The following is an 11759-nucleotide window of genomic DNA, read 5'->3' as shown; positions in this document are numbered from 1 at the left end:
TCGACGCGGCTGGGGTCTATCTCGACGTACAGCGCATAAACCGGCTGGCGGTGGCCGTGCAGCACGTCTTCATAGGCGCTGCGCGCCGCGTGCGTCAGCACCTTGTCGCGGACGTAGCGGCCGTTGACGTAGGCAAACTGCTGGTCGGCGCGCGAACGGGCGGCGTCCGGGATGCCGGCCACGCCCCAGACACGCACGGCGGGCTGGCCGTCGTGGCGGCGGGCCGAGCTTTCGTAGTTCACGGTGACGGATTGTTCGACGAATTCGCTGCCCAGCACGTCGGCCAGGCGCTGTGCGTGGGCGCCGTCGCCGGTGGCGGCGCGCCACTGCTCGACCAGCTTGCCCTCGTGCCAGATGGCAAAACCCACATCGGGCCGCACCAGCGCATGGCGGCGCACGGCCTCGATGCAGTGGGCCAGCTCGGTGGCGTCGGTTTTTAAAAACTTGCGGCGGGCCGGCGTGGCGTAAAACAGTTCGCGCACTTCGACGCTGGTGCCGCGGCTGCGCGCCGCGGGCTTGAGTTCGCCGGTGCGGCCGTCCAGCTGCCAGGCGTGTTCGTTGTCGGCTGTCCTGGACAGCAGGCTCATGTCGGCAATCGAATTGATGGCGGCCAGCGCTTCGCCGCGAAAGCCCATGGTGCCCACGGCTTCAAGGTCCTGCAGCGAGGCGATCTTGCTGGTCGCGTGGCGCCTCAGCGCGACAGGCAATTCCTCGCGCGGAATGCCCAAGCCGTCGTCCTCCACCAGGATGAGCCGCACGCCGCCGGCCAGCAGCCGCACCGTGACCTGCGTGGCACCCGCGTCCAGCGCGTTGTCCACCAGCTCGCGCACCACCGAGGCTGGGCGCTCCACCACCTCGCCGGCGGCAATCTGGCTGATCAGTTCGTCGGGGAGTTCGCGGATAGGGCGGCGCGGAGCGGAGGTCGGGGAGGTCATGTGGGGCCGATTTTAGGCTCAGGGCCCGGTTGGCGTGCTTGCCCGTACCCATTGCCGGGATTTCGGGCATGTCAGAATCGCGGGCATGGAACTAGCCGCTTTTCTCATCGATTTCATTCTTCACATCGACAAACACCTGGAGGCTTTCGTCACCAGCTACGGCGCCTGGGTGTACGCCCTGTTGTTCATCATCATCTTTGTGGAAACCGGCGTGGTCGTCATGCCTTTCCTGCCGGGCGATTCGCTGCTGTTTGTGGTGGGCGCGATGTGCGGCGTGGGGCTGATGAGTTTTCCGCTCGCGGTGGGCCTGTTGTTTGTGGCGGCGGTGCTCGGCGACCAGTGCAACTACCTGATAGGGCGGTCTTTGGGCCCCAAGGTCTTCCAGTGGGAGAACTCGCGCTGGTTCAATAAAAAGGCCTTCGACCAGGCCCATGCGTTCTACGAGCGCTACGGCGGCGTCACCATCATCGCGGCGCGCTTCATGCCTTTTCTGCGCACCTTCGCACCCTTTGTGGCGGGCGTGTCGGAGATGACGCGCAGCAAGTTCACGCTGTTCAACCTGGTGGGGGGCGCGCTGTGGGTGGGCGGCATCGTGACGGTCGGTTACTTCTTCGGCAACATTCCCTTTGTCAAAACAAACCTCGACAAGATCATCTGGGCGCTGATCCTGGTGCCGGGCCTGCTGGTGCTGTTTGGCGCCTGGAAGGCCAGGCGCAAGGCGACCGGCCCGAGCGCCTGAAAATTCCACGGCTGCGGGCGGGCCTTGACATGGGTCAGGGCGGCACCGCCAGACTGCGTGCATCATCACTACCCATGTGCCACTCCCTGGCTGGCAGGAACCCCGAATGAACATCACCCCTCTTGAACTGGCCGCGGTGCGTACGCTGCCGGAGTTGCTGGATTTTCGCGTGGCGCACAGCCCGCAGGGCGAGGCTTACCGCGAATTCGACGCCGCCTCGGGCCGCTGGCTCAGCACCAGTTGGGCGGAGGCCGGCACGCGCATCGCCCGCTGGGGCCGCGCGCTGGCGGCCATGCAACTGCCGGCCCATGCGAGCGTGGCCATCCTGTTGCCCAATGGCCTGAACGCGGTGAGCATAGACCAGGCGGCCCTGTCGCTGGGCATGGTGCCTGTGCCGCTGCACGCCATCGACAACGCCGGCAGCATTGCCTACATCCTGTCCGACTGCGAAGCCTGCCTGCTGGTGGTGTCCTCGCTGTCCCAATGGCGCGCCATTGAGGCGGTGGGTACGCCGCTGCCGGCTTTGCGCTGTGTGGTGGTGATTGAGCCTGAGGCAATCCTGGATGCGGCCGGCGGTTCGCCGCGGCTGGTGTCGCTGGCCGGCTGGCTGGCGGGCGGGGACGCTTACACGGGTGGGTTGACGGCGCCCGCCGAGGACGACCTGGCGGCCCTTGTCTATACCTCGGGCACTACCGGCAAGCCCAAGGGCGTGATGCTCACGCACCGCAACGTCATGTCCAACGTGCGCTCCATCGTGTCGCTGGTGGCGCCCCTGCCCGAGGACGTGTTCCTGTCCTTCCTGCCGCTGTCGCACACCTTTGAACGCACGGCCGGCTACTACCTGCCGATTGCCGCCGGCAGCTGTGTGGCCTATGCGCGCTCTGTCGCGCTGCTGGCCGAAGACCTGAAGACCGTGCGGCCCACCATGCTGATTTCGGTGCCGCGCATTTACGAGCGGGTGTTCGCAAAGCTGCAGGAAACGCTGGCCCCGTCGCCATTCAAGACGCGCCTCTTCCTCGCCGCGCAGGCGGTGGGCTGGCGGCAGTTCTGCCGGGCGCAGGGGTTGCCGTTGGCGGAGGCCGAAAAAAGCCCGTGGGCCTGGCTGGATCCCGTGTTGCAGCCGGTGCTTCAGCGGCTGGTGGGCCGCACGCTGCTGGCGCAGTTCGGCGGCCGCGTGCGTGTGGCTGTGAGCGGCGGCGCGCCGCTGTCGCACGCGGTGGCGCGCTGCTTCCTGGGGCTGGGCCTGCCGCTGTTGCAGGGCTACGGCATGACCGAGACCTCGCCCGTGGTGGCGTCCAACAGCCCGGACGACAACGACCCGGCCACCGTGGGCAGGGCCCTGGCGGATGTGGAAGTGCGCATCAGCGAGAACCAGGAGCTGCAGGTGCGCGGTCCGCTGGTGATGAAGGGCTACTGGAAGCGGCCCGAGGACACGGCGCGCGTGCTGCTGGCCGACGGCTGGCTGTGCACCGGCGACCAGGCGGTGATCGAGGCCGGGCGCATCCGCATCATGGGCCGCCTGAAGGAAATCATCGTCACCTCGACCGGCGAAAAAGTGCCGCCGGGCGACCTGGAAGTGGCGATAGGCGCCGACCCGCTGTTCGACCAGGTGCTGGTGGTCGGCGAAAACCGGCCTTTCATCGCCTGTGTGGTGGTGGTCAATGCGGCCGAATGGCGGCGCGTGGCGCAAAGCCTGGGGCTGAACCCCGACGACCCGGCCAGCCTGCAGCAGCCTGCCGCGCACAAGCTCGCGCTGGAACGCATTGCAGCCCAGACCAAAGATTTCGCGCGCTACGCGATGCCGCGCGCCGTCTACCTGACGCGGGAGGCATGGACCATCGAGAACGCCCTGATGACGCCGACGCTCAAGCTCAAGCGCAACAACCTGATGGCGCGTTATGCGGGCGAGATCGAAAGCCTGTACCAGTCGGGCGCCAGGCGCTGAGCATCCGCATAAACCCTGTGCGGCAAGGGGCGTGCCGGTTCGTAAGTAAGCGTATTATTTACCCTGCTTCCCCACTCCCGTGCGAGGACCCATGAACGCGCCGCCCCTTTCCAACATCGAAACCTCCCGCTGGACCCAGCCCGGCTCCAGCCGTGTGCCCTTTTGGGCCTATACCGACGCGCAGCTTTACCAGCGCGAACTCGACAAAATTTTCTACGGCGCGCACTGGTCCTATGTGGGGCTGGAGGCCGAGATCCCTAACGTCGGCGACTACAAGCTCAGCCACGTCGGCGAGCGCCAGGTGCTGATGGTGCGCGACCGCATCGCGCCCAAGGACCGCGCCACCGACCACGGCATACGCGTGGTGGAAAACCGCTGCGCCCACCGCGGCGTGCGCTTTTGCCAGAACCCGCAGGGCAATGCCCGCAGCTTTGTCTGCCCCTACCACCAGTGGACTTACAAACTCAACGGCGACCTTGCGGGCCTGCCTTTCAAGGACGGGGTGAAAGAGGGCGACTGCGTCAACGGCGGCATGCCCGAAGGTTTCGACCTGAAAGACCACGGCCTGACCAAGCTGCGCGTGGCGCTGCTGCACGGCCTGGTGTTCGCCACCTTCAGCGAGGACACCGAGCCGCTCCAGGACTACCTGGGCCCGCAGATCATGCCCTGGCTGGACCGCATCTTCAAAGGCCCGGAAGGCGCGCGCAAGCTGACCCTGCTGGGCTACAACCGCCAGCGCATTCCGGGCAACTGGAAGCTGATGATGGAAAACATCAAGGACCCTTACCACCCCGGCCTGCTGCACACCTGGTTCGTGACCTTCGGCTTGTGGCGCGCCGACCAGAAAAGCCGCATGGTGATGGACGGCGAGGGCCGCCATGCGGTGATGATCTCGCGCCGCAACGAAGGCGGGCAGAACGCGGCCGTGACCGAGGGCGTGACGTCCTTCAAGGCCAATATGGCGCTGCACGACGACCGCCTGCTGGACGTGGTGCCCGAGCCCTGGTGGAAAGTGCCCGATCCTTCCAACCCCGGCAGCGACATCATGCCCACCGTCACCATGATCACGCTGTTCCCCAGCCTGATCATCCAGCAGCAGGTCAACTCGCTGAGCACCCGCCACATCGTGCCGCGCGGCGAGGGTGAATTTGATTTCATCTGGACGCACTTCGGCTTTGCCGACGACACGCCCGAGATGACGCGGCGCCGCCTGCGCCAGGCCAACCTGTTCGGCCCGGCGGGATTTGTCAGCGCCGACGACGGCGAGGTGATCGAGTTCAGCCAGGCGGGCTTCGCGCAGGCCGGCGAGGGCGCCACGCTGTGCGAACTGGGCGGCACCGGCACCGAGATGACCGAGCACATGGTCACCGAGACCCTGATCCGCAGCATGTATGCCTACTGGAAGAAAGTCATGGGCCTATGACCGCGAGTGAACAAGGCATGCAGCGCCTGCTGCTGCAGATGCGGGTGGACCAGCTCAATGCCGACTATGCGGCGGTGTTGGACGAAAAGCGGTTTGAGGAGTGGCCGGAGTTTTTCGTGGAAGACGGCCACTACAAGGTGCAGGCGCGCGAGAACTTCGACCGCGGCCTGCCGCTGGCGTTGATGGCGCTGGAAAGCCGCGGCATGATGAAAGACCGGGTCTACGGCGTCACGCAAACCATTTACCACGGGCCGTACTACATGCGGCACATCGTGAGTCCGGCGCGCATCCTCTCGCATGAAGTTTTGCAAGACGGGGATGTCATCAAGGCCGAGGCCAACTACGCGGTGTTCCGCACCCGGCCGGGCGGCGTGAGCGAGGTCTACAACGTGGGCCGTTATATCGATGAGCTGACGCAAAAAGACGGCTCACTGAAATTCAGCAGCCGTCTCTGTGTGTATGACAGCGAGATGATTCTCAACTCGCTGATCTACCCCGTTTGAATCCGCCAGGGTTTTAACCCAAGCGGAGGGAGGTCAGCGTTTTTTGCCGACTTCGTTACCGATCAGCGCGCCGGCCGCTGCACCGCCCACGGTGCCCAGCGTGCTTCCGAATACGGCATTGCCCACCACACCACCTGCCACGGCGCCAACGCCGGTGCCGATTTGTGCATTCGTCGGGCTGGTGCCGCAACCGGTCAGGCCGATCAGGGCGGCTGCTGCTACTGCTGACATCATCAATTTCGTATTCATCATTGTGTTCACCTTTTGCTAAGAGTTTCAGGCTCTTGCTGCTGACATCACGCTATGGTGAGGTCCCGGCTTTGCCTGTGACTTCAATGTAGGTGGGCGGGTGTCCGGGGACTGTAGGAGAAGGCCGCCGCGAACTGTCGGCTCGCTGCGGTCTTTCGTTGTAACTTTTGGCAAACAGGCGCGCCTGCGACTACTTACACAGCGCGGTTGCGCGCCAGCGGCGGGTTGCGCGCGAAGTAGCGCGTGATGCCGCGCATCAAGGCGTCGGCCAGCTGGATCTGGTAGTCGTCGCTGCGCAGCTTGGCTTCTTCGTCGGGGTTGCTGATGAAGGCGGTCTCCACCAGCACACTGGGAATGTCGGGCGCTTTCAGCACCGCAAAACCGGCTTGCTCCACCTTGGGCTTGTGCAGCTTGCCGACGTTGCCGATCTCGCCCAGCATGGCGCTGCCGAGCTTGAGGCTGTCGTTGATCTGTGCCGTGGTGCTCATGTCGAGCAGGGCTTTTTGCACCTGCGCGTCCTTGGCCTTGACGTTGATGCCGCCCACCAGGTCGGCCGAGTTTTCCTTGTCGGCGATCCAGCGCGCGGCGCTGCTGGAAGCGCCTTTTTCGCTGAGCGCAAAAACGCTGGCGCCTTGCGGCCGCGCGGTGAAGAAGGCGTCTGCATGGATGCTGATGAAGAGGTCGGCCTGCACGCGCCTGGCTTTTTGCACGCGGATGTGCAGCGGCACAAAGAAGTCGGCGTCGCGCGTGAGGTAGGCGCGCATATTGGGTTGCTGGTTGATGCGGTCGCGCAGGCGGTGCGCGATCTGCAGCACCACGTCTTTTTCGCGCGTGCCGCCGGGGCCGACGGCGCCGGGGTCTTCGCCGCCGTGGCCCGGGTCCAGCGCCACGATGACGAGGCGGTCGGTCTTGTTCTTCGCGATGATGGCCGCCTCGGGCGAGGGTTTGGCACCGCTTGGGTTGGCGGGGGCTACTCCCGCAGCGGGTGCCTTGTCTTTTTCCTTTTCCGCGATGACGGCTGCCGGCGGCGGTTTGTTGTCGGCCGGCTTGCCGGACTGCCGCGCGATCAGGTCGGCGATCGGGTCGCCGGCCGGTGCGGGCGCGGGTCCGGCACCAGGTTGACGGTCAGCGAGCTTCTCGGCAATCAGCGCTTCGAGCGGGTCGGCCACCTGCGTCGGGTAGAGGTCGAACACCAGCCGGTACTGGTAGGCGGCAACCGGCGGCAGGGTGAACACCTGCGGCAGTATGGGCTGCTTGAGGTCTATCACCAGCCGCACCACGCCGGGCGCGTTTTGCCCCACGCGTATGCCCGAGATGTTGGGGTCGTCGGATTTGACCTTGGCGACCAGCTCGCGCAGCGCCGGGATCAGGTCTATGCCTTCGATGTCGACCGCCAGGCGCGGCGGTTCGGCGATAAAAAACTGCCGGGCCTTGATTTTGCCGTCGGATTCGATGGTGAGCCGCGTGTAGTCCTTGGACGGCCAGACGCGCACGGCCACGATGGTGGCGCCGCGCGCGATGTGCTGCACGCCCAGCAGCAGCACCAGGCTGCCCAGTTGCAGGGCGCTGCGGCGGCTCAGGTCGGGGCGCTTCATGCGAGCAGTTCCGCGCCGGTGGGTGTGTGGGCCGTCAGGGTGACGGCGCGGCTCTCGTCGGGCAGCACCTCCAGGCGCAGCAGCAGGTCGGGTTGCGGCAGGTGCGGGCCGGCTTTTTCCGGCCATTCGACGAGCTTGAGGCCGGTGGCGGCGAAGATGTCGCGAAAGCCGGCCTCTTCCCATTCACGCGGATCGTTGAAGCGGTAGAAATCGAAGTGCCAGATGTTCATGCCGCCATTTTGGCCCGCATCGGGCAAGGTGTAGGGTTCGACCACGGCATAGGTGGGGCTCTTGATGCGGCCTTCAACGCCCAGGCTCTTGAGCAGGTGGCGCACAAACGTGGTTTTGCCGGCGCCCAGGTCGCCCTGCAATTCGATCAAGGCGCGGCCAATGGCGGGGTGGCTTGCCAGGGCGCGCGCGAAGTTTGCCGTGGCATCCTCGCCGTGCCAGGTAATGTTTTTTACAATCAGCGGGTGTCCGCCAGCAACTCTTTGAACAGTCATCAGTTCGTTTCTCAAATTCAGGCTTGGGCGCGCGAGCTTGGATTTTCGCAAATCGGCATTGCCGGTGTGGACTTATCGTCGGCCGAACCCGGATTATCGGCCTGGCTGGCGGCAGGCTTTCATGGTGACATGCAATACATGGCCGCGCACGGCCTCAAGCGCGCCCGCCCGGCCGAATTGATCCCGGGCACGGTGAGCGTCATCACGGCCCGCATGAACTACCTGCCGGCCGCCACCCCCACCGTGCCGGGCGAATGGCAGGCCCTGGAATTCAGCCGGCTGGAGCGGCCTGCCGAGGGCGTTGTGTCGGTCTATGCGCGCGGCCGCGATTACCACAAGATATTGCGCAGCCGGCTGCAAAAGCTCAGCGAACGCATTTCGGAACACGTTGAACAACTGGGCCACCGCGCCTTCACCGACTCGGCCCCGGTGCTGGAAGCCGAACTCGCATCCCGCAGCGGCCAGGGCTGGCGCGGCAAGCACACGCTGCTGCTGAACCGCGAAGCCGGCTCCATGTTCTTCCTCGGCGAGATCTATGTGGACATTGCCTTGCCGCCCAGCGAGCCGGTGGCGCCGCACTGCGGCACTTGCCAGGCCTGCATCGACGTTTGCCCTACACGGGCCATCATCGCGCCGCACAAGCTCGATGCCAGGCGTTGCATCTCTTACCTCACCATCGAGCACGCCGGCCCCATCCCGCTGGAACTGCGCCCGCTGATCGCTAACCGCATCTACGGCTGCGACGACTGCCAGCTGGTCTGCCCCTGGAACAAGTTCGCCCAGCGCAGCGCCTTGCCCGACTTCGACGAGCGCCAGGGTTTGACGGGCCAGCAATTGGTGACGCTGTTCGGCTGGAGCGAAGAGGCGTTTTTGCGCTTCACCGAAGGCAGCCCGATACGGCGCATAGGCCACGAACGCTGGCTGCGCAACATCGCGGTGGCGATGGGCAATGCACTGCGGGTGCTGGACACGGCGCAAGGCCTGCCGCTGCGTGAAGCCCTGCAGGGGCGCGCCGCGGGGTATGGCGAACTGGTCACGGAACACGTTGAATGGGCCCTGGCCCAGTAAGCTTTGTCTGTTTGTATTGCTTGAAAGGACAACTGTATGGACCCCACCATCTCAGGCGCGCTGGCTTCGCTGTTCGGCGCGGTCGTAGGCGGCGGCATCACCTTCTTCCTGAACCGGCAACTGCACAAACACCAGCTCGCGCTGGCGCACGAGCAGCACAAGACCGAGTTCATGGCCGAGGAAACGGCGCGCCACTTCCTCAATCACAAGGGCTATACCGACCGCTCCTTTGAAACCCTGCAGATGCACCTGGGCGGGTTTGAAGAGGATGAGTTGCGCAAGATCCTGGTGCGGGCGGGGGCGATACGGGTCTACCGCGAGGATGGGTCGGAGTGGTGGCGCCTGATCAGCCGGATGGGCGAGTTTATTGAGAAGAAAAACGCTTCCTGAGGCGTGTGGCGCACCAGGAAGGTTTCCTCAGCAGTCGTAGCGCCGGTAGTTTTGGTAGCACAGTTCGCGAATACGGGCTTTGTCCCTGGCCAGGCGTTGCTCTGCCGCCCTGGCCAGGTTTTGCTCGCGCGACCTGGCCTCGGATTCCTTGCGTTGAGCGTCCCGCTGCTCGATGCTGTCCCGCTGCATTTCCTGGTAGCTGCGCTGTGCTTCTAAAGAACGCACGTTGTTGATCGCCCGATCGCTTTCCTGGCGGAATTGGCGCTCCTGCTGTTCCGCGCGCCTGGCGATCTGCTGCCGGCTTGCTTCCTCGGCGGCCAGGCGCAGTGCTTCTTTCTTTTCTTCTTCGGCCGCCTGGGCTTTGAGTTCAAGTTCCTGGGCGGCCAGCGCCTTGCGGGCCGCTTCCCGCTTGGAACTGACGTAATAGCCCGTTGCGAACACCACCAGGACCACTGCCAGCAGGATTGGCAAGATGCGCTCAGGCCATGAGGCCTCGGGTTTCACGCCAGGCGATCTGTCGATGCGCGCGGCTGGCGCCGTGTTTGCCTTCGCACTGCTCAGCTTTCGGTCGTGCGCGGCCCTGGACTCTTCGTCGCGCAGGACCTGGTGCGCGGTTTTGACTTCCAGGAATTTGTCGACCGCTTTCGGGTCTTCCGCAAGCCTGGCGGGAGAGTAAAAATCCCTGGCTTTTTCAAAAGCCCCCTCGATGTCTTCGCGGGTGGCGTTTCCCGGCACTCCCAGAACTAGATAGGCTGATTTCATGGGCTTCCCTGTTGATTTGGAGTGCTTGTTTTTCCGGCGCCGGGGACGCTGGATTCAATAGCGGCGCGACGCGCGTTCGGCCGCGGCGGCCGCTCTTGCGGCGGCGGACTCGGCGCGCCTCTCGGCGGCGATCTGCCGTGCATTGCTTTCGGGGTAAGCAGGGTAGATGGGGTAAGCGGCGTATGCGGACGGGGCGCGGCCCCTGGTGGCCTGTTTGTTGTCCATGCACTCCGTCTCGATGGCGGCGCGGATTTCCACGGGGCTGCCCTTTTTGGCGAAAACCGCGGAAGCCAAATCCTTCTCCTTGATTTTTTCCAGCCTTGCGATGGGTTTGGCATCAATGCCGGCGTGCAGGCTTTCCAGGGTTTCCTGGCGGGTTCGGGCCTGGATGAAGGGCAGGGCCCGCACGCCTCTGTCGGCGCACTGCGCGTCGGCCGTGGGGTTGACCTGCTCCTTGCTGAAAGAACCGGTCAGGGAGGAGTATTTTTTCTGGACTTCCGTGTCGCAGGGTTTGTCCTGGAATGCGGCGCCGCATTTATACAGGTTCTGGCCGCTGGCGCCCGAACACACGGCTATCGTGCATATCAAGGCCGCAATTGAGCTACGAATTTCCATCCCTGGTCCCTCCCGTCACTGCCAAGCCCTGTGGGCTACAAATTTTTACATCAGTATACCCAGTGGCTACTCCATCCCGAACGAGGAGGGGAAAGGCGCGGGGAAACGGATGCTTAGCGCAGCACCGCCAGCGCAAACGGCAGGCTGACCACTCCCAGCATGGTCGACAGCGTCACCAGCCCGGCCACATAGCCGCCGTTGTAGCCCATGCGCGCGGCCAGCACATAGGCGCTGGAGGCCGTCGGCAGCGCGGAGAACGCCAGCAGTATCGTGGTCTGCACCGGCGACAGGCCGAAGGCCCTGGCCAGGCCCAGCGCCACGATGGGCAGCAGCAGGTGGCGAATGGAGAGCACGGCCACGGTCAGCGTCCTGGACTGCGCCAGGTGGGCGAACTGCATGCCGGCGCCGGCCGACATCAGGCCCAGGGCCAGGGAGGCGGCGCCTATGCGGGTGACGGTGGGTTCCAGCCAGACCGGGAGGGTGAAGCCCAGCAGGTTGGCGATGAGGCCGGTGGCGGTGGCAACGATCAGCGGGTTGCGTATCAACTCGCCCATGAAGCCGCGCTGCGCGTGCCTGGCCATGGGCCAGACCGCGGCGACATTGAAGAGCGGCACGCAGACGCCGATCAGCACCGCGATCAGCTGCAGGCCCTGGGCGCCGGCCAGGCGGTCGGCGATGGCCAGGGCGATGAAGGAGTTGAAGCGAAAGGCCACCTGCGCGCTGGCGGCGTGTTCGCGCGCATCGATGTGGCGGCGCAGCCAGGGCAGGTAGGGCAGGCTGTAGGCCATGGCGATGCCGGCCACGCCCATCAGCAGGCCCGCGCCTATGAGGCTGGAGGCGGCGCCCAGGTCCAGCGGGCTTCTGACGATGGAGTGGAACAGCAGAACCGGAAACAAAAAGTAATAAACCAGGCTCTCCACCTTCTCCCAGACCGTGCGGTTGAGGGCGGTGTAGCGGCACACCAGGTAGCCGCAAACGATGAGGGAAAAGTCGGGGAAAAGAAGCTGCGCGTAGTTCACCCCGCCGAGAATA

The 11759-nt window shown here is 65.0% G+C and carries 13 protein-coding genes; 6 read left to right on the top strand and 7 right to left on the bottom strand.

The window, feature by feature from the left end:
* Nucleotides 1-935 (bottom strand): DNA mismatch repair endonuclease MutL (gene mutL, locus ACLV8F_RS23235; RefSeq protein WP_411886562.1); only part of this gene is annotated, 935 nt, incomplete at its 3' end.
* 85 nt (nt 936-1020) lie between these two features.
* Between mutL and ACLV8F_RS23230 the strand changes: the two genes are divergently transcribed.
* The 4 genes from ACLV8F_RS23230 (at nt 1021) to ACLV8F_RS23215 (ending at nt 5545) form a co-directional block, all read left to right on the top strand.
* Complete coding sequence (locus ACLV8F_RS23230; protein ID WP_411886561.1) at nt 1021-1674, top strand: DedA family protein; 654 nt, start codon at nt 1021-1023, stop codon at nt 1672-1674.
* Nucleotides 1675-1780: 106 nt separating this feature from the next.
* On the top strand, nt 1781-3619 hold the full coding sequence (locus ACLV8F_RS23225) for an AMP-dependent synthetase/ligase (protein ID WP_411886560.1): 1839 nt from the start codon (nt 1781-1783) through the stop codon (nt 3617-3619).
* A gap of 91 nt (nt 3620-3710) precedes the next feature.
* Nucleotides 3711-5042: an aromatic ring-hydroxylating dioxygenase subunit alpha gene (locus ACLV8F_RS23220; RefSeq protein ID WP_411886559.1), complete on the top strand. Its 1332-nt coding sequence runs from the start codon at nt 3711-3713 to the stop codon at nt 5040-5042.
* Nucleotides 5039-5545: an aromatic-ring-hydroxylating dioxygenase subunit beta gene (locus ACLV8F_RS23215; RefSeq protein WP_411886558.1), complete on the top strand. Its 507-nt coding sequence runs from the start codon at nt 5039-5041 to the stop codon at nt 5543-5545. Before ACLV8F_RS23220 ends, ACLV8F_RS23215 begins: the two co-directional genes overlap by 4 nt.
* Before the next feature lie 33 nt (nt 5546-5578).
* On the opposite strand, the gene ACLV8F_RS23210 is transcribed toward ACLV8F_RS23215, so the two are convergent.
* From ACLV8F_RS23210 to tsaE, 3 genes are all read right to left on the bottom strand, one after another.
* Complete coding sequence (locus tag ACLV8F_RS23210; protein ID WP_411881713.1) at nt 5579-5794, bottom strand: glycine zipper 2TM domain-containing protein; 216 nt, start codon at nt 5792-5794, stop codon at nt 5579-5581.
* Between the two features lie 194 nt (nt 5795-5988).
* Nucleotides 5989-7389 carry an N-acetylmuramoyl-L-alanine amidase gene (locus ACLV8F_RS23205; RefSeq protein ID WP_411886557.1) on the bottom strand — a complete coding sequence of 467 codons (1401 nt, stop codon included), beginning with the start codon at nt 7387-7389 and terminating at the stop codon, nt 5989-5991.
* Nucleotides 7386-7892, bottom strand: a complete 507-nt coding sequence (tsaE, locus tag ACLV8F_RS23200) for a tRNA (adenosine(37)-N6)-threonylcarbamoyltransferase complex ATPase subunit type 1 TsaE (protein WP_411886556.1) — start codon at nt 7890-7892, stop codon at nt 7386-7388. The genes ACLV8F_RS23205 and tsaE overlap by 4 nt, the downstream gene beginning before the upstream one ends.
* A gap of 15 nt (nt 7893-7907) precedes the next feature.
* On the opposite strand from tsaE, the gene queG reads away from it, so the two are divergent.
* Together queG and ACLV8F_RS23190 are read left to right on the top strand one after the other, a co-directional pair.
* Nucleotides 7908-8960: a tRNA epoxyqueuosine(34) reductase QueG gene (gene queG / locus ACLV8F_RS23195; RefSeq protein ID WP_411886563.1), complete on the top strand. Its 1053-nt coding sequence runs from the start codon at nt 7908-7910 to the stop codon at nt 8958-8960.
* A 36-nt stretch (nt 8961-8996) separates the two neighbouring features.
* Nucleotides 8997-9350, top strand: a complete 354-nt coding sequence (locus ACLV8F_RS23190) for a hypothetical protein (RefSeq protein WP_411886555.1) — start codon at nt 8997-8999, stop codon at nt 9348-9350.
* A 27-nt stretch (nt 9351-9377) separates the two neighbouring features.
* Here ACLV8F_RS23190 and ACLV8F_RS23185 read toward each other — a convergent pair whose 3' ends face one another.
* From ACLV8F_RS23185 to ACLV8F_RS23175, 3 genes are all read right to left on the bottom strand, one after another.
* Nucleotides 9378-10112, bottom strand: coding sequence for a DnaJ domain-containing protein (locus ACLV8F_RS23185; protein WP_411886554.1), 735 nt, complete (start codon nt 10110-10112; stop codon nt 9378-9380).
* A gap of 54 nt (nt 10113-10166) precedes the next feature.
* A complete protein-coding gene (locus ACLV8F_RS23180; protein WP_411886553.1) occupies nt 10167-10727 on the bottom strand; it encodes a hypothetical protein in 561 nt (186 codons plus the stop codon).
* Between the two features lie 113 nt (nt 10728-10840).
* Nucleotides 10841-11746 carry an AEC family transporter gene (locus ACLV8F_RS23175; RefSeq protein ID WP_411886552.1) on the bottom strand — a complete coding sequence of 302 codons (906 nt, stop codon included), beginning with the start codon at nt 11744-11746 and terminating at the stop codon, nt 10841-10843.
* Nucleotides 11747-11759: the final 13 nt, after the last annotated feature.

Origin of the sequence: Polaromonas sp. YR568, from assembly GCF_943369675.1 — a bacterium.
Classification (GTDB): domain Bacteria; phylum Pseudomonadota; class Gammaproteobacteria; order Burkholderiales; family Burkholderiaceae_C; genus Polaromonas.
The sequence above is the reverse complement of the archived record's forward strand: the minus strand, read 5'-3'. Positions and strand labels throughout refer to the sequence as shown.